Source organism: Rivularia sp. PCC 7116 (assembly GCF_000316665.1).
GTDB lineage: Bacteria > Cyanobacteriota > Cyanobacteriia > Cyanobacteriales > Nostocaceae > Rivularia.
Map to the genome: position 1 here is coordinate 3,765,364 of NC_019678.1, position 19,802 is coordinate 3,785,165.

Below are 19,802 nucleotides of genomic sequence, written 5' to 3' on the forward strand. Positions count from 1 at the left end.
TGGGGTGATGAGAACAAAGATTATTTTAACCTTTAACCTTAATCACCCCTAATACTGCTCGGTTAAGAGGAGATCCTCCCTAACCCTCCTTAAAAAGGAGGGAACTAAGCCCTCAATTTAGCGGGGGTTTGGGGGATCTAACCATTGTATCCAATTCCTTAACCGAGCAGTATTGTAACCACTCCTAACTTGCTGTTCTATTCTCAATGCCCAATGCCCAATGCCCAATTACCAATTAATATGTTTAATCAAATTTTGGTTTCGATTGACGATTCGGATATGACTCAGCACGTTGTTGATGAAGCTGTATCTTTGGCAAAGGCAACTAATGGAAGTTTAATGTTTTTACATGCTATATCTTTATACGATAATGAGCCATATTTTGACCCTTTGTTTATGGAATCAACTATTCTTGATTCAGAATTGCACAATGAAGCTCAAAAAAAAAGTTTGAAGGTTTGGGAAGAATTTAAGCAAGGTAAAAAAAACTGGCTGAGTTCTCTGTGTGAATCAGCGGCTTATTCCGGTGTGAAAGCTGAATTTACTCTGAATGTAGGCGAAGCAAGTAAAATGATTTGCGATATGGCTCGTAGCTGGAATGCTGATATCATTGTAATTGGTCGTCGAGGTCATCGTGGTTTGACTGAATTGTTTTTAGGTAGCGTAAGTAATTATGTAATTCACCATGCACCTTGTTCGGTATTAACTGTACAAAGAGCGATTCTTTCAGATGATGTTCAGCGATGATTGACAGGTTTTGTTTGAGGTTGGTCAATAAAATTGACAAAGATTGCCAATGGTATCATTGGTAGCATTGGCAGCAAACAAATTAACCATTGATTTAGATTTAGCGGTGCTGTTTCAAACAATACGTTCATCACATTCCATTGACTGAATACTATTTGTAGAACAACAGCACCAAATATACCTAGAATTAAAATTGGTGCATTTGTAACGGATGTGGATTTTCTACCTATATAGTTGATAATCGTAATCCCTAATTGACTAATGCTTAAAAGATAAATGATACGAGCAGCAACCAAGGCTTGAATTGCCATTGTGCGAGCAACTGCAATATCTCCTGTAGTCGATTTTGCCCACTCAAATAAGCCGAAAATAAGAATCCAATTAAATAGCGAAACTATCAAAATTCGACGCAATAATATACCCGTAATTAAAGGTTCTTTAGGATTGCGGGGAGGCTGACGCATTAAACCGTTTGATTTGGGTTCAAAAGCTAGGGGAACAGTCATAGTGAGGGAATTAATCATGTTTAACCAAAGAACTTGTAGCGAGAGAATCGGTAAATCTCTTGCTAGCAAAGCGCTAATCAGAATAGTCATTGATTCACCACCATTGACTGGTAAAAGAAACGCAATTGCTTTTCTCAGATTTTGATAAACGGTACGTCCTTCTTCTACAGCAGCTTTAATCGAAGCAAAGTTATCGTCGGTGAGCAGCATATCGGAGGCTTCTCGCGCTACTTCGGTTCCGCCTTTCCCCATAGCAATACCGATATCAGCTTGTTTTAAGGCTGGAGCATCATTCACTCCATCTCCAGTCATGGCTACGATTTCTCCTTTTAACTGCAATGCTTCTACCAATTGCAGTTTTTGAGTTGGAGCCACTCTAGCAAATACATCTCCATTTTCAACAGTTTGAGCAAGCTCGTGTTTACTCATATTTGCTAATTGTCGTCCCTCAAATGCTATTACTTGCTCTGCTTTTTGAATATTCATGCGTTGAGCAATTGCCCGAGCCGTTGCGATGTGGTCTCCGGTAATCATTTTTACCTGAATTCCGGCAGACTGACAGGCGTGGACGGCGGCGATCGCCTCTGGGCGGGGCGGGTCAATCATGCCTTGCAATCCTAGGAATACTAACCCACTGGCAATATCATCATGATCTATAGAATGCTGATGAGAACCTACTATTTTTCGAGCAAAAGCTAATACTCGCAGCCCCCTCTGTGTCATTGCTTGAACCGCTTGCTCAATTTCTGATTCCTGAACAGGAACAAGCTGATTTTCTCGATTCATCATCTCAGAGCAGCGGCTCAAAACTGCTTCAACCGAACCTTTAACGTAAATAGTCCGGGGATGAAGATCGTGCAAAGTCGCCATGTATTGATACTGCGACTCAAAAGGTATCGAATCTAACCGAGGCTTTGAAGCTGCTAGCCCAGACTGGCTCAAATCGGCTTTAGCCGCAGCCGCGATTAATGCTCCTTCGGTAGGATCGCCCACGACTGACCAATTATCTCCAGCCTGCTTTAATTGGGAGTCGTTGCAAAGTACCCCAGCCATTAAGCATTCCTCTAGAACAGAAGGTAAACCATCTTCAAACGGACTTGCTATATTGCCTTTGGTAGATATACTAATCTCACCTTTAGGGCTGTAACCACTACCGCTAACCAGATAATGCTGCCCAACTACATAAATAGACTGTACCGTCATTTGATTTTCCGTCAGCGTTCCGGTTTTATCAGAACAAATAACGGTAGCGCTCCCTAGAGCTTCAACTGCTGGAAGTTTACGAATAATAGCATGACGACGCACCATACGGTTGACACCAATTGCCAAAGTAATAGTCACAACAGCCGGTAATCCTTCCGGAATTGCGCTAACTGCCAGAGCAACAGCAGCTTCAAACATATAAGTCCAGGATTCACCCTGTCCCAATCCGATAGCGAAAGTCAGGGTTGCCAGAGTCAAGATTACGTAAAGCAGAGTGCGACTGAATTTTTCAAACTTTCGGGTTAGGGGAGTACTGAGGCTAACCCGCTGCTCCATCGATCGAGAAATCTGTCCAACTTCTGTAGCTTCTGCCGTAGCAATAACAATTCCCGTAGCCTGCCCAAATGTCACAAAACTTCCAGCGTAAGCCATATTAATCCGTTCTGCTAAGGGAGTATCCTCCGATAAGCATTGCACCGACTTTTCTACTGGAAGCGATTCCCCCGTTAGAGCAGATTCATCAACTTGTAAATTGCGAGTTCTGAGCAATCTTAAGTCCGCTGGAACTTTGTCTCCCGATGTCAGCAATACCACATCTCCGGGCACTAAATCCTGGGACGGTATCCGCAAAGTTTGCCCTTCTCGCAAAATTGTAGTTTCAGTAGTTATGGCTTTTGCAAGTGAAGCGATTGCACCTTCGGCTTTGGCTTCTTGCACGTAGCCGATGATTGCATTAATCAGTGTTACCCCCCATATTACTGCTGCATTAGTCCAAGAACCCAAAGATGCTTTCACTGCACCTGCAACTAATAAAATGTAGAGAAGCGGTTGATGAAACTGTAATAAAAATTTTATCCAAGCAGGTTTTTGGGGCTTTAGAGGCAGTTGATTATAACCATATTTTTCGTATCGGATGGCAACTTCCTCTGCCGTTAAACCTGTTTCTAAATTGCTATTAAAAAGTTCAATTGCCGATAGAACAGAAAGGGAGTGACAAGAAGATTTCAATTGTTCTTGCATCATTTTTATGATGAACCATACGGGTTCAACTACAGCTATAAACTGATGTTAGCTTATATATTCTGAATGCATTCATTGAACTTACGCATAGAGGTCATAGAAATTTTTGTATGAAGGATTTTAACAATATTTGTAACAATTTCAAACTTCACATTTATGTTTAAAAAAATACTAAGCTATATCCTCTTAAGAATTTTAATATAGGAATCCTCCGCAGATTGTTTTGTTGTAGTGTTGGTTACAATCAACATACTTAGGCAAGATAGGTTGGGGTGCGGATTCTAGTTACTTAAAGTGGTGGTTTTAGGCTTTCCAAAAATCTATTTAGCTATATACAGCAATTTTTAGTATATTTAATTACATGTGCTAATCCTGGCTTTGTATAATATCCAGAGCTACGTGCTGATTATTAGATTTGCACTTTTGTGCATAGGTTCAAGATTGATCTCCCTTTAAAATGAAAGTAACAATTTAAGTACTGCTATGTCCCTGTAGTTTTGGCATATACTACATATTTACACTTTTAGTGAGGTAGCAAGCTATGTAGAGTCGGTTCTAGAACGAGCTAAATACAGTTATTTTACGTTTTATTGTGTATTTTGATTTTTCTCGCCTACTTAGTTAATTAAACAATGTTCGCGAGATTCGAGTCGTAACCCAATATTCATGACTCCTTCTTTTTTTAATTCGGGATGTAGGAGTCTGAGAATAAGTTAGCAGCATTTATTTCGATCGATTTAAGTCAATTTTTAGTTTAGATAAATGTGAGTCAAAATATGGTATTGGTAAATTTTAAAGAACCCCAAGTTTGTGAGGATTTGGTAGTGGAAAGAAAGCTGGAAATTCTTGTTGTGGATGACCATCAATTAATTTTGACTGGTACTCTTGATGTATTAAGTCGTGAATATCCTAAAGCCAATATCATCAAGGCTCGAACGGCACAAGAAACGCTTTCTTTTATTCAATCCCATCAGTTCGATTTGCTTGTGATGGATTTGTCAATTCCTGATTGCCAAGGAGAAAGGGCAGAAATTGACTTGGGAATTCAACTTTTACGTAATTTGCTCAAAGAGTATCCCCACCAAAATTTTATTGTCCAAAGTAGTTATGTTAAAGCATTAATCCGCATTAAACATGAAATTGATAATCATCAAGGCGGATTTGCCATTGCAGATAAAGGATTACCCGAAGAAGAAATGTTGATGCGAGTTAATTTGGCGATTATAGGAGCAACTCATACCAAAGATATTAAAACCGGAATCGAACTCAAACCCGAATGGGTAGATGTTTTGCGATTGGCTTTTGAAGATGGTTTGACTGATAAAGAAATTGCCAACCGAATGTATAAATCAGAACGAGCAGTTCGGACTTACTGGACAAAAATTCAGGATGTTTTGGGAGTATATCCCGAAGACTGCAAGCAAAGCGGCAAGAATTTGCGAATCCAAACCGAAATTCGTTCCCGAGAAGAAGGTTTAATTGATTGATATAGAGATAAAACTAATTCGGGGACTAGATTGTGAAAACAAGAATCTGGGGTTTTATTTGCAAAGAATCTAAGTTGTGGTTGCGTGCTGCACCTCCAGGAATGATTGTGCTATTAGTAGTGATGTTAATACGCATAGTTGGAGGAATGCAATCAAGTGAATGGATGCTCCTCGATACAATGTTACGTTTACGTCCCAAAGAACCACTTGACGAACGAGTAGTAATTGTAGGAATTGATGCAAAAGATATTGAATTGGTAAACCAATATCCAATTCCCGATGGGAAAATTGCTGAATTACTTACCAAGTTGCAAAGTTATAAACCACGAGCGATTGGCTTGGATCTCTTCAAAAATGTTCCCGTGAAACCGGGCAGCAAACAACTAACTCGGGTATTACAAGAAAATACTAATATTATTGGTATAGAGAAAATTTTACCACCCGGAGAAGTTCCCCCACACAAAACTTTGCCACAGCAACAAGTTGGATTTGTGGATTTATTGAATGATGAGGATAGCAAAAATCGACGCTATTTGTTATATACACCAAGTCCTCAGAATCCTCAAAATCCAGAAGAAGATAAATATTCTCTAGCCCTACGATTAGTTACTCAGTATTTCAAAGCTGAAGGAACTGATTTAGCAACGGGTAAAAACGATCCCAATGCCATAATGATTCGCTCAAAAGAATTACCTCGCATTACTAATAAGAATTTTGGCGGATACATTGATATTGATGATGGGGGATTGTCAATTTTAATGAACTTCCGCAATAGCTATGCACCTTTTCGTGTGGTGTCGCTGCGTAATATTTTAAACGGTACAGTTAATCCAGAATGGTTGCGCGATCGCATTATTTTAGTGGGTAATCGCAATACTAGTGCTGGCGATATTTTTTATACATTTGCCGTGCCGACATTTAAACTAAAGGGTCAAATTTATGGTGTTGACTATCATGCTCACGCTGTTAGTGAAATCCTGAGTTCTGTAATTGATAATCGCCCAATGCTAGATAGTTGGGGAGAAATCGAAGAATATATATGGATAATTATTTGGGGTTTTTTACCAATTGCTTTAGGAAGAATGACTCAATCTGTATGGAATAACTTACTTAGTGTTGGTGTCGCAGCCATAATTTTGCTCAGTTGCGGTTATACAATGCTGTGGTTGTGGGGTATCTGGATTCCCATAGCACCAAATCTGCTGATATTAGCAGTGAATGGGGTTGGTTTGAGTGCTTTTGCATTTTACCAACATGATAAATTTTTGCGCTCTCAAATACAGGAGCGTCAAAACACCATTGACTATACTTTTAATGTAATCCATAACGGTCCTTTGCAGACTCTTGCCTATGGGTTAAGGCACATGCGCGCAAAAGATATACCCTATGAAAAACTAATTTGGCAGTTTGAAAAGCTTAATCAAGAAATTAGAGAAATTAGCGAATTCCTCAAGTTAGAAGCGTTAGGTGAAAAAGAAGTTTTGCGCTTGGGCAGTGGATTGATTCTAGATTTAAAACGACCGCTTCATGATTTATTATATGAAGTATACTCTAGTACCTTAGAAAGAAATGATTTCGAGTATTTTAAAACTTTAAAAGTCAAAATTCGTAATTTCGATCCAGTTGATGATAAATATTTAAGTCGAGAGCAAAAACGCAGTATTTGCTTATTTTTGGAAGAAGCACTATGTAATGTTGGCAAACATGCAGAAGGTGTGAAACGCATTCAAGCATCGGGTGCATATTCTGCAAGTCAGTATAAGTTATGGGTGAAAGATAACGGTTCTGGAATTAAGTCAAATGTTGAAAATAAAGGTACAAAGCATTGTAAATTACTAGCCAAGCAATTAGGAGGAAATTTTCGTCGGGAATCTCTTAGTCCTCGCGGTACTATTTGCGAACTGAGTTGGATACCGATTAAAGGGTTTTAGATTTTTGGTTGTTCGTTTGCTTTATTTGAATATTGCTTACATTGTATATTAGCCATTAATTCGCTTTTTATAAGTTATGCCAATATTCCTATAAAAGCTAATACAAAATAATTAATCTGCGGTACCCTTTTCTTATCTATTAGGAAGAGGGTTAATTCTGATCTTACTCAAATCAATAATTATAGTTTTGCCTGTGCTTAATATTAATAAATTCTGTTGATTGCTACTTATTAATAGTGTATTCTTTATAATAAGCTTGTTTGTATTTTCACTGTTCCATTTCAGAAAAAATATACAGTTAGCTGGATTTATTATGAATCATCGCAGTTTAAGATTTTGGCGAAATAGTCGCAGACTTACAAGTTTAGTTTCAGCAGCATTTTTCCTAGCTACTGCACTCCCTGCATATGCCGAATATAAGCCGCGCGATCGCAAAGCTGCCAGTGGGTATTCTCGCGGTGGTGCTTCCCGTGGATGTCCTGGTAGTAGCATACCTCTAACCTTGCTTGCCCCAAAGACATTTGTGGGTAAAACAGCTTCTAAACGTCCAATGCTTGCTTGGTATATGTCGAATCCTCGAACTGTACGATTCCAACTTGCAGAATTCATATCAGACAAAAAAATTAAAAACATCGGTAAACCTAAAGAGATACCAGCAACAGCAGGCATTAACAAATTAAAGCTTTCCACCGATTATTCCGAGCTTACAGCAGGTAAAAAATATCTTTGGCAAATTACAATTGATTGCGAAGGTGAAGATTCAATAACTAGTCGCGCCGAGTTTAAGGTTGTCTCTCAATCCCTGGCTAAAACAGCATTTACCACCATACCAGAAAGCGTAAAACATTATGCCCAAAAAGACTTATGGTATGAAGCCCTTGAAGAAGCCTTGAAAAAAACAGAAAATGGTCAACTTAGCCAAAGTGGTTCAATTTTGGTAAAACAGCTTTCACAGCTAGAGACTCCAATAAAGACGGATACGGAAGAAGATATCAAAATCATCAAACAACGAAATCAATATCTTCAGAAAATTTCAGGTATTGAGTTATAGGAATATAGCAATTAGGCTTACACCCCCGTTTTCTCGTAGATAGTAATTAGGGGTTATTTGTGATACGTGGAAAAAGCTAGTTTTTCAAAAGCTAGCTTTTTTCATTGCTATCTAAATTGGTAGAATATATGGTAGATTAATTACACTTAATAACAAATAACACTGCTTTCTACACAGGTAAAATTTAGAAACCATGATTCATAAAATTGGTTTTTATCGATGGTGGTATTTAAGTCTATTAGGATTCTTAAGTACAGTCATATTAGAAATATTTTTATCAAACAGGTATATAGCTTTTGCTCAAAGTAATATAGTTCCAGATGATACTTTGGGTCGCGAAAAATCTCAAATTTTACCAGTGGATGCGGATGGTTTATCCATCGATAGTATTAATGGTGGAGCTATTAGGGGAAGTAACCTTTTTCATAGTTTTAAAGAATTTAACGTTGGTGAAGGGCGTTTTACTTATTTTATAAATACTGACAATAATCTGCAAAATATTCTGACTCGGGTAACAGGTAATAATCCTTCAAATATTTTAGGAACCCTAGGAATTTTAAATACAACAGGAATTACTTCTAACCCCAATTTATATTTGATTAATCCTAACGGAATTGTATTTGGCGAGAATGCAAGATTGGATGTTGCTGGTTCGTTTGTTGCTACGACTGCGGATGGGATTCGGTTTGGGGAGCAGGGGGTTTTTAGTGCGAGTGAACCGCAACAAAGTAGTTTACTTTCCATAGCACCAGGAGCGCTATTTTTTCAGCAAGTAGCCGCACAACCAGGGAATATCATTAATCGTGGGAATTTAGCTGTAGGGAAAGACTTTACAGTCGCTGCTGATAATTTGGATTTGCAGGGACAGTTGCTTGCTGGGGGAGATTTGAATTTGCAAGCAACTGATATTGTTGAGTTAAGGAATGCAGAAGCTCAGGGTAATAACATTGATATTCAAGCTAGATCGCTAAAGCTGAGTGAACGTAGTTTGATCGAAGTAAACGCTTCTAGTCAAGAACAAGCTGCTGGTTTGTCTATCAAAGTTAAGGATTCTGTAAATTTGGAAACTGGTAGTTTTATTCTTAGCACCGTAAAAGAAAATACAATTGGTAATACTGGAGACATTACAATTGAGGCACGTTCAGTATCTTTAGATGATGACTCTCAAATAAGTACTAGTGTTTTCGGACGGGGAAAAGCTGGTGATATAAACATCAAGGCAGATGATTTTATTTCACTTGTTGGTACTGCAAATCCTCTTGTCCGAACTGTATCTACTGGAATATTTAGTCGATTGCAAAGTGGGGGAATTGGTGAGAGTGGCAATATTGACATTGACACTGACTCATTATCTTTATCTGGTGGACAAATTTCAGCTAGTACATTTGGGGAAGGAAATGCTGGTAAGGTAACGATTCAAGCTAATAATTCAGTTTCGCTGCTTAATCAATCTAGTATTCTCAGTGCTGTTGAATCTGGAGCTATAGGTGATGGAGGTGAAATAAATATAAAAACTGGATCTTTTTCAAGTAAAGATGGTTCACAACTCTTAGCTACGATATCGCTTATGTTCTGACGGCGGTAATAATTAGGATCGAAACCACTAGGAGCAAATGCTTGAGCCAACTGCCATCCCGGTAATAATCCACCTGTTGCCACTAAACCTAAATCAACTGCATCAGCCATTGTTACAATCCTCATATCGAACTCTATTTAAAACATAAAATAGAGAAATTTTTATAGGAAGGAAGTTTTATGCAATTGTGATGGCTTAAATAAGCATTCCTCCCTAGTACTCCACCACATTAATTTTGAGGAGTAAATTATTGTTCGTAGTTGCTGCTATCCCGCTTCTGATTGTTATTTCTTCACAACCAATTACCAATAACAATCATTGGTGCCCAATATACGGGGTTGTCATAATCAATATTCATGTCTTCTGACTCCGGTAATTTTTTGGCGTTAATCATCTTTATTTGAGCTTGCTGCAATGCTTGAGCAATACTCATTCCTTCTTTACCGTAGTTTTGATAAAATTCTTCTACAAGTTTGGATGTTGATGCATCTCTAACGCTCCACAAAGATGCGATCGCGCTTTTCACTCCTACTTGCAATGCTACTCCAGCTAATCCTAACGTAGAACGGTCGTCGCCAACTGCGGTTTGACAGGCAGTAAGGGCTAGAAGTTCGACGCTATCGGATGGGCTGTTAAGATTTTGCAATGAGTTTTCTAATTCGCTGATGGTGATTTTTTTGTTGTTACCCGTGACTATAAAAGTGTCTTCGGGAATAACACCAAATTGAGCGTGGCTGGCAATATGAACTACGGGGTATGTAGTTTTTTGGAGTTTCTGCCGGAAATTTTCGGGGATAAAATTGTCGTCGATTAAATCGGTATAATTGGGAAACTGTTTTTTTACTGCACGAACTTCTCTATCAACGGCAAACAGTTCTTTAAAATTCTTACCATCAATTGTAGCTGCTTTTGTTAAACCCAAAATTAATGCTTTTTGTTTACTGCGGCTCGATTTTGGGGTGGTAATTCGTAAACTTGGAGTTGTAGCAATGGCGTAGGTTTCAACTAAATATTTTTCTTGCTGCCTGTCATAAAGTGCTGCCATTGGTACGCTACGCAAAAATCCATCCTGAAGAAATACAAGGGTTTTGAATGTCTCTGGTGAAATATCTCCATCTTTAATAAATGGGCGAATTATCCAATCGTAAAGCTCTGAGGCAGTTGTCGTATCGTAGATAAGTTGTTCTCTTCCTCTAACTAAACCCCTGCGAAATTTGGCAATTTTTTTCTCCAGTTTCTCGGTACTAACTATTTTATCTGTGCCTTCTTGATTGGGATCTTCAATCCACTTAAATTTGGTTTCTTGATTGGCTGATTGTAATAAGATTCCGGTTTTACCATCTAAAATTATCGAACTCAAAAATGCTGTATTCTCAAACGCCGCACTATTCTCTTTATCTTCAAGAAGTTCGTCTACCTGTTTGGGATTTAATGCACTCAAAATACAATCATTACCAAAGTAATTCTGTAATTCTGCTAGTTTCAAAGAATCGATAGTTTCTACTACTTTCGATAATTGGTTAAGGCGCTCTTTATTATTAGTTGCCCCAGTTTGCAAAAGTTCTAATCGCGATTGGGCTAATGTACGATACAGCGGTTTAACGACATCGCGGAAGTCAAACTGCACGTCTCGTTTTGCTGTCAAAATATCTTGGCGGATATCTTCCAAAGTTTCATATGCGCGCTGATAAGATTCAATTGCTTCTTTATTCTTATTCTGCTTATCTAAAATTCTTCCAGCTTGCCACTCCCACAAATACAAGCTATCTTTTGCACTCAAGTTACTATCTGCGGCAACAATCGCATTTTGGGTATATGTTAACGCTTTTTGGTTATCTTGACGGCATTCCCAGAAATGTCCTAAAGCGCCATTTGCATAAGACTGTAGGCGATTATCTTGTAAGTTATTGCTAGTTAAAACTGACTGTTGCAACAAACTTAATGATTGATTTTCCGGTAAAGCAAGCTGATTTGGACAACCAATAAAAGGTGAACTTCCTTGAGAATTGCGTTGTAAATATGCTAAATCGATTGCTCCATAAACTTTTGTCGCTGAATCTGGTAAATTTTTATTCTGCTTTAAAGCATCTGCTAGCGTATTATTAAATGTAGCATCATCAACAACTTTTCTTTTATTTGTCTGGGAAGCCAATTGAATTAAATTTAATAATCCCCGCATCTGTGCCAAATCTTCTTTTTGCTGGCGAGCAAACTTGATACTTTCTTGAAAATACGTGCGGGCTTGATTGTAATCTTTCTCAGACTTTTGATTCAATTCTTTTTCTTTTTTTGAAAGACGAATTTGCCTTGCTGAATTAGCTTGTAAATCCATCAATTGGGCACGATTTCTATAAGCATTACCCAAACTGTTCAATACTAAATAATTTTCCGGAGCCGCTTTTTTTGCTTCATTTAAATACTTAATCGCTCTATCATAATTTCCGATTAAGCGATATGCATCACCAAGTACTCCTAAAGCAGCCACCTTACCGGATTCATCATTGTATTGAGTTGCAATTTGTTTTGCACTTTCCTGTTGACATTCTATCGAATCAACTCCTTGACTTGCTATTTTGCCACAAATAAGGGCGATCGCCTTTCGAGGTTGTCCTAAATTGCTATAAACTTGAGCAAGTTCCGTCCGCATTCTTCCTACTTGCTTGATATCTTTAGCCGCTCCATAATCGCGAATTGCCGCCGAAAGCGATTCAATAGCTGCTTTATCTTCCCCTAATTTTTGGTAAGCACGTCCTAAATTTTCATTCACAACTGCCGTAGCAGAGGGATTTTTTTTATACTCTTTGATTGCCGATTGCCAGTATTTTACCGCACTACGATATTTACCAGCATTGTAGTCTTCAACTCCTCTTTTAACCAACGAGGTAGCATTGGGAGTTTGTGCCGATACTACTTGCCCAAAGGATAAACATAGCAAAAGAGTTGCAAAAAATAATGCTTTAATAAATCTATTGCGATTTAGCTTTTGGTATTTTCGGCTAAAGAGTTTACTTAGATTTATATATACTCGCCGAACCACCGAAAATAAAAATTTGAGATATTGATTTTTGGTATTCATAATTTAAATAGCGAAAAGCAGAATATAAGTAATTTAGGATACATTTATTGATTCTTATAACTACTGACTTAGACTTTATTTTTTAAATTAGCAGAAATATACATGAATAACTCAGCCTTGCTGAAAATTTGCAGTTTAATGCAATATTTCCTAACAAAGTCTTGAAATGGTGAACTTTATTTAACTACCGCTTGCAAATTTATAGCGACTTAAGGTAGTTTTATTTTACGTGTAAATAAAAACCTTTGTGAGTATTGGTGACAGTGTTAACCACTAGTAATTAACATTAACTTCAGGAGTAGGGGAGGAATTAGTAGTGAAGGGTATTTACTGGTTGGGATTAAGTATAGCTGCATTTCAAGCATTTTTGATTAGCCCATGTTTTGCTCAAAGTAGTAATATTGTTCCTGACAATTCTCTTGATGCTGAATCTTCTCAAGTGACAGAAAATTTTCAAGGATTACCGGTAGAAAGAATAACTGGTGGAGCAGAGCGAGGAATTAATCTTTTCCACAGTTTTCGGGAATTTAATGTTAGTGAGGAAAGAGGAGCGTATTTTTTTAGCCCGAATGCAGAAATACAGAATATCTTAACGCGAGTAACTGGTAGAAATCCTTCAGAAATTTTAGGTACTTTGGGTACTTTTGGGAACTCACAGCCGAATTTATTTTTGATTAATCCCAATGGAATTGTATTTGGAGAAAATGCCAGTTTAGATGTGGGTGGTTCGTTTGTAGCGAGTACGGCGAATGGAATTAATTTGGGAGAAACGGGATTGTTTAGTGCAACTGAACCTACGACAAGTAATTTACTTTCAGTTAACCCATCTGCATTGTTTTTTAATGCTGTTAATAATCAAGCAGAAATAGTAAATCGTTCGAGAGCGACAAGTACGGTGTTGGGAATTGCTGAAAATGGTGATGCAAATCGTCCAATTAATGGTTTGCAAGTGTTGGATGGAAAGAGTTTGTTGTTAGTTGGTGGTGGTGTCAGTTTGGATGGTGGGAGATTGTTGGCTCTTGGTGGGAGAGTTGAGTTGGGGGGATTAGCAGCACCTGGAAATGTCAATCTTCTTTCTGAAGGGGATAATTTGAAATTAGGATTTCCTGAAAATGTAGCTCGTGCAGATGTATCGCTGACCAATCAAGCATTTATGCGTGTAGAAGCGAATGGTGGCGGTGATATTGCTATCAATGCTCGCAACTTAGATATTTTGCAAGGAAGTAAACTTTCTGCTGGAATTGGACAAGGTTTGGGGACACCTGAAACTGTTGCGGGGGATATTACGCTTAATGCGGCTGGGGAAATTAAAGTTGCAGGTGCTGGGAGTAATGTTCGCAATGCTGTACGCTCGGGTTCACAAGGAAAAGGAGGTAATATTATTATTGATTCTGATTCCTTCTTATTAGAAGATAGCGCTCAACTCATTGCTTCCACTTTAGGAATTGGTAATCCTGGGAATGTCAAGGTGACAGCAGCAGACGCTGTTTCCCTTGTAGATGCTGTCATTTTAAGTACAGTGGAAGCGGATGGTGAGGCTCAGGCTGGGAATATCGATATTAATGCGGCAACGCTTTCACTTACTGAGGGCGCTCAGATGCTAACTCTTACTCGTGGTGCATCTGATAGTCAACCAGCAGGTAGAGGGGATGCTGGCAATGTAAATGTGAAAGTTACCGGATTAGTTGATATTGCTGGAGAGAAGAATGGTTTCTTCAGTGGGATTTCTAGCTCCGTGGAAATAGGGTCGCAAGGAAATGGAGGTAATATTACTATTGATTCTGGTTCCTTTTCATTGCGAGATGGCGCTCAACTTATTGCTTCTACTTTTGGGCAGGGTGATGCAGGAAATGTGATAGTCAGTGCAAAAGATACTATTTCGGTTGCAGGTGCTACCATTTTTAGTGCAGTGGAAGCAGGGAGTGTGGGACAGGGTGGCAATATAGATATTAATGCGGCAACGCTTTCACTTACTGAAGGCGCTCAACTGCTAGCTATTAATCGTAATGCATTCGACACTCAATCAGTGGGTAGTGGGAATGCTGGCAATGTGAATGTGAAAGTTACTGGATTAGTTGATATTGCTGGAGAGAAAAACGGTTTTCTAAGTGGGATTTTTAGCTCCGTGGAAGCAGGATCGCGAGGAAATGGAGGTAATATTACTATTGATTCTGGTTCCTTTTCACTGCGAGATGGCGCTCAACTCGTTGCTTCTACTTTTGGGCAAGGTGATGCAGGAAATTTCAAGGTGACAGCAACAGATGCTGTTTCTGTTGCAGGAAATGCTGGTATTTTCAGCACTGTGGAAGCAGGAAGTGTAGGTAAAGGTGGGGATATTGATATTAACGCAACAACGCTTTCACTTACTGAAGGCGCTCAACTGCTAACTATTACTCGTGAAGCATCCGATACCCAAAGTGCAGGACAAGGGAATGCTGGCAATGTGAATGTGAAAGTGACTGGATCGGTTAATATTGCTGGAGTAAAAAACGGTTTTCCTAGCGGTATTTCTAGCCTTGTAAATACGGGAACAAAAGGGAACGGAGGTAACATTACTATTGATTCTAGTTCCTTCTCATTACGAGATGGCGCTCTTATAGATGCGGGTACTAGAAATGATGATAAGGGTGGCGATATTAGAGTGAATACAGATATTTTTGAAGCACTCAAAGGAGGACAATTAATTACCACTACGTCGAGCAATGGAAGCGCTGGAAAAATTACAATTAACGCTATACAGAAGGCGATTGTCAATGGGAGTTACCCTAATTTCAATAACCTAGTAGCTCAACAAGGCGATAGCGTCCGAAATATTGGCGCTAACAGTGGCTTGTTTGTTAGTTCTTCCGGTTCAGGCGATACAGGTGATATCGAAGTCAACTCACCTCAAATTACCCTAGATAACCAAGGTAAACTCAATGCCAACTCAGCATCCGGCAACGGCGGTAACATCAACCTCACCAGCGACTTGCTCCTCATGCGTCGCAGCGCTCAAATTTCCACCAACGCTGGTACAGCCCAACAAGGCGGCGACGGCGGAAACATTGACATCAACTCAAAATTCATAGTTGCTCTCCCCCAAGAAAACAGCGATATCACCGCCAATGCTTTCAGCGGTACTGGTGGCAACGTTGACATTCTCTCTCAAGGAATCTTCGGTATAGAACCCCGTCAAAAAGAAAGTGATTTAACAAGCGATATTACAGCCAGTTCTGATTTAGGAGTTCCTGGAGTTCTTAATCTCACCGATCCAGATGATAGCAATATCCGCAACAACCTCGACGACTTACCCGATAACCAAATTGATACAGACGCTTTAATTGCTAATAGCTGTATTTCACGCAGCACGAAGCGACAAGAAAACTCTTTTACCATCACGGGTTCCGGTGGTTTACGCAAAAGTCCAGGGGATGAATTAGTTTCGCAATATTCCACTGGTAAGGTTAGAAGTGTTGAATCAACATCTCGTACTTGGAAGAAAGGCGATCGCATTGTTGAACCAACAGGAGTTTATAAGTTGTCGGATGGAAAAGTTTTATTGAGTCGGGGATGTAATTCTTAAGTTTTCAGATAAAAAGTAATTTTTTAGTTTTTAGATTTTTATAATTTAGTATAAATTTCAGAAGGGGGAATTTGTAGTGAAGGGTATTTACTGGTTGGGATTGGGTATAGCTTTATTTCAAGCATGTTTGATTAACCCATGTTTTGCTCAAAGTAGTAATATCGTTCCCGATAATACTCTTGGTGCTGAATCTTCTCAAGTTCTGGAAAATTTTCAGGGATTACCTGTGGAAATAATTACTGGTGGAGCAGAGCGAGGAATTAATCTTTTCCACAGTTTTCAAGAATTCAACGTTAGTGAGGGAAGAGGAACATATTTTTTCAGTCCGAATGCAGAAATACAGAATATTTTGGCGCGAGTCACCGGTAGAAATCTCTCTGATGTTTTGGGAATTTTAGGTACTTTAGGAGGTTCGCAACCGAATTTATTTCTGATTAATCCGAATGGAATTGTATTTGGAGAAAATGCCAGTTTAGATGTGGGTGGTTCGTTTGTAGCGAGTACAGCGAATGCGATTGAGTTTGGTAAACAAGGTTTATTTAGTGCGAGTAATCCCCAAACTCCGGGATTGCTTAATGTTAGTCCTTCGGCTTTGTTTTTCAATGCTGTTGCAAATCAAAAAACTAATTCTATTGAAAGTCAAGCATTTTTAACTGTTCCTGAAAGTAAAAGTTTACTGCTATTAGGAGGAAACATATCTCCTAATACTCAATCCACCGGAAATATTATACTTAATGGTGGACGATTAAGGGCACCAGGAGGGAGAGTTGAAATTGCTGGTTTAGGTGAATCGGGAAAAGTTGATTTAAATCATACTAAGAATCAATTAAGTTTGGGATTTCCGGAAGATATTAAAAGAGTTGATGTATCTCTTCTCAATATTGCTGAAATTGATGTTACTGCTGGGGGTGGTGGTGATATTTCAATTTATGCACAAAATTTAGATATTTTAGAGGGCAGCGATATTTGTGCCGGAATTGGTGCAGATGAATCTTGTGGTGGATTAAATTTAAATAATGGTTCAGCTAATGCTCAAGCAGGAGACATTACTCTAGATGCAACAGAAAAGATAACTATTGCCAATCCCGTAAGTGAAGTTAATAATAATGTTAATTCCGATGCTATTGGTAATAGTGGGAATATCAATATAGGGGGGAAGTCCATTGAAATAAATGACGGTGCCATAATATTAGCTATTACCTTTGGCAAGGGAAATGCTGGTAGTATAAATATTTTTGCTGAAGATACAGTATCTATAAAAGATAGTGATGGAAATAATAGCTTTATTGCTAATAATATTCGTAATAACGCAATAGGCGATAGTGGCGGAATAAATATTACTACGGGTTCTCTTTTCGTTAATGATGGCGCTCAGATAAAATCACTTGTATACGGAAAAGGAAATTCAGGAAGAATCACTATTAATGCTCGCGACCAAGTATCCTTTGATGGTCGTGACACTAATGATTTTCCTAGTAGCGCTCTTACCAGAGTCGAAGTTGGAGCAGTGGGTAACGGTGGTGGAATTGATATCAACACAAATTTTCTTTCCATTACTAATCGCGCTCAAATAGCTAGCGTTACCCAGGGACGTGGAAATGCAAGCGACATCTCAATCAACGCACAAAGCCAGGTTTCCTTATTAAATTCGGATATTATCACCGAAGTTAGTGAGGAAGGCGGTATTGGTATAGGAGGTGATATCAATATAAACACGGGGGCTTTACTGCTTCAAGACGGTTCTTCATTGCTAGCTGATGTAGAAAATTTTGGCAAAGCAGGCAATATTACGATTAATGTTGGCGACCGTATGGTTGTAGAGGGAGAAGGTCTTTCAGCATTACGTAATTCTACGAATATCGTTCCCAGTCAAATTAGTACCACAGTTGAGTCTGGTGCAGAGGGAGAAGGAGGAAATATTGATATTTCAGCCAACTCACTTTCAATAGATGATGCTGGATTTATAAGTTCTAGAACTGCGGGAAAAGGAAATGCAGGGAATATAAAACTAAAAGCTAGGAATGAGATTATTGTAAAAGGTATAGATTCTGACGGTATGCCTAGCTCCATTAATGCTATTGTTGGTTCTAATGCAGTTGGAGATGGTGGAAATATTGAAATTTCAGCCAACTCACTTTCAATAGAAGATGGTGGATTTATCAGTTCTAGAACTGCGGGAAAAGGAAATGCAGGGAGTATAAAACTTAAAGCTAGTAATGAGATTATTTTAAAAGGTAAAGATTCTGCCGATCTTCCTAGTGCAATTACTGCCACTGTTGGTTCTAATGCAGTTGGAGACGGTGGAAATATTGATATTACTACTGGTTTACTTTCGCTAAATGATGGGGGAATTATCAGTTCTGATACTTCCGGAGACGGTAAAGCAGGAAATTTAAATATAAAAACGAATAACTTAACACTTAGAAATGATGCAAGAGTTTCGGTAAGTACTTTCGGGAAAAAAGATGCTGGTGATTTAAATATAATTACAGATTTTTTAAGATTAGAAGATACTTCACAATTCGGAACAGTTACTTTGTCTGATGGTAATGCAGGAACTTTAAGAATAAAAGCATCAGAAATCATACAATTAATTGGCAGTTTAGATGAAAATAGAGTTCAAAATGGGGGTTTATTCGCTTCTGCCATTGAAGGTAGTGGAAACGGGGGCGATTTAATCTTAGAAACCGATAAATTAATTGTGCAAGACGGAGCAACAATAAGTGCGAGCAATTTCCAATCGACTAACCAACGTCCTCCCGGAACTGGTTCACCAGGCAATTTGAATATTGATGCCGGTTCAGTCACGCTTGATAACCAAGGAAGTATTACAACAGCTACATCAGTTGGTTCCGATGAAAATAAAGGTAATATTTCTATCAATATTCGCGATAATTTAACTGCTACTAACAGCACAATATCAACCACCTCCGAACAATCTTCTGGTGGTGCTATTGACATCACCGCTCAAGACATTCGCTTATTTGGCGACAGCGATATCGCTACCAATGTTTTCAGTGGTGCGGGTGGTGGTGGAAACATTTCCCTCACAGCGAATACAATTATTGCTCTTGATGACAGCGATATTCTTTCTTTTGCTCGCGATGGAAAAGGCGGTGATATTAAATTCAACACCGTAGGTTTTTTCAGTAAACCCCTTTACCGCCCAAATTCTCCAACCACAGATACAAATGCGAATAATGCATTTAATAACAACAACCAAGTTGATATTAATGCTTCGGGTACAGTTAGTGGAGCAATCGCGGGAGTTCCTGATGTTACGTTTATTGACAATGAATTGACAGATTTACCCGACAACCAAATTGACACTAACGCTTTAATTGCTAATAGCTGCATATCACGCAGCACGAAGCGACAAGAAAACTCTTTTACTATCACGGGTTCCGGTGGTTTACGCAAAAGTCCAGGGGATGAATTAGTTTCGCAATATTCCACTGGTGAGGTTAGAAGTGTTGAACCAACATCTCGTACTTGGAAAAAAGGCGATCGCATTGTTGAACCAACAGGAGTTTATCAGTTGTCGGATGGAAAAATTTTATTGAGTCGGGGATGTAGTTCTTAAATAAAAAATAATTTTTAATTTTTAACTTTCAATTTTTATATTTTAATAATTTTAGTATAG

Annotated in this window: 9 protein-coding genes; 7 read left to right on the top strand and 2 right to left on the bottom strand. The window is 38.7% G+C overall.

Annotated features, from left to right (window positions below; translation table 11 throughout):
- Positions 1–213 precede the first annotated feature (213 nt).
- On the top strand, positions 214–747 hold the full coding sequence (locus RIV7116_RS14740) for a universal stress protein (RefSeq protein WP_015119094.1): 534 nt from the start codon (positions 214–216) through the stop codon (positions 745–747).
- Here the strand turns inward: RIV7116_RS14740 and RIV7116_RS14745 are convergent.
- Positions 738–3,479 (bottom strand): cation-transporting P-type ATPase, encoded by a 2,742-nt coding sequence (locus RIV7116_RS14745; RefSeq protein WP_015119095.1) that lies wholly within the window; start codon positions 3,477–3,479, stop codon positions 738–740. The genes RIV7116_RS14740 and RIV7116_RS14745 overlap by 10 nt on opposite strands.
- Before the next feature lie 773 nt (positions 3,480–4,252).
- On the opposite strand from RIV7116_RS14745, the gene RIV7116_RS14750 reads away from it, so the two are divergent.
- The 4 genes from RIV7116_RS14750 to RIV7116_RS14765 all read left to right on the top strand — a co-directional run bounded on the left by RIV7116_RS14750 (position 4,253) and on the right by RIV7116_RS14765 (position 9,521).
- On the top strand, positions 4,253–4,963 hold the full coding sequence (locus RIV7116_RS14750) for a response regulator transcription factor (RefSeq protein ID WP_015119096.1): 711 nt from the start codon (positions 4,253–4,255) through the stop codon (positions 4,961–4,963).
- A gap of 32 nt (positions 4,964–4,995) precedes the next feature.
- Complete coding sequence (locus tag RIV7116_RS14755; RefSeq protein WP_015119097.1) at positions 4,996–6,894, top strand: CHASE2 domain-containing protein; 1,899 nt, start codon at positions 4,996–4,998, stop codon at positions 6,892–6,894.
- A gap of 313 nt (positions 6,895–7,207) precedes the next feature.
- Positions 7,208–7,945: a DUF928 domain-containing protein gene (locus RIV7116_RS14760; protein ID WP_015119098.1), complete on the top strand. Its 738-nt coding sequence runs from the start codon at positions 7,208–7,210 to the stop codon at positions 7,943–7,945.
- Between the two features lie 193 nt (positions 7,946–8,138).
- Positions 8,139–9,521 carry a filamentous hemagglutinin N-terminal domain-containing protein gene (locus RIV7116_RS14765; RefSeq protein WP_015119099.1) on the top strand — a complete coding sequence of 461 codons (1,383 nt, stop codon included), beginning with the start codon at positions 8,139–8,141 and terminating at the stop codon, positions 9,519–9,521.
- A gap of 292 nt (positions 9,522–9,813) precedes the next feature.
- Here RIV7116_RS14765 and RIV7116_RS14770 read toward each other — a convergent pair whose 3' ends face one another.
- Positions 9,814–12,597: a CHAT domain-containing protein gene (locus RIV7116_RS14770; RefSeq protein WP_015119100.1), complete on the bottom strand. Its 2,784-nt coding sequence runs from the start codon at positions 12,595–12,597 to the stop codon at positions 9,814–9,816.
- 316 nt (positions 12,598–12,913) lie between these two features.
- On the opposite strand from RIV7116_RS14770, the gene RIV7116_RS14775 reads away from it, so the two are divergent.
- Positions 12,914–16,159: a filamentous hemagglutinin N-terminal domain-containing protein gene (locus RIV7116_RS14775; protein ID WP_015119101.1), complete on the top strand. Its 3,246-nt coding sequence runs from the start codon at positions 12,914–12,916 to the stop codon at positions 16,157–16,159.
- A gap of 76 nt (positions 16,160–16,235) precedes the next feature.
- The gene (locus RIV7116_RS14780) at positions 16,236–19,742 is read left to right on the top strand and encodes a filamentous hemagglutinin N-terminal domain-containing protein (RefSeq protein ID WP_015119102.1); all 3,507 of its coding nucleotides are present in this window, start codon (positions 16,236–16,238) and stop codon (positions 19,740–19,742) included.
- Positions 19,743–19,802 lie beyond the last annotated feature (60 nt).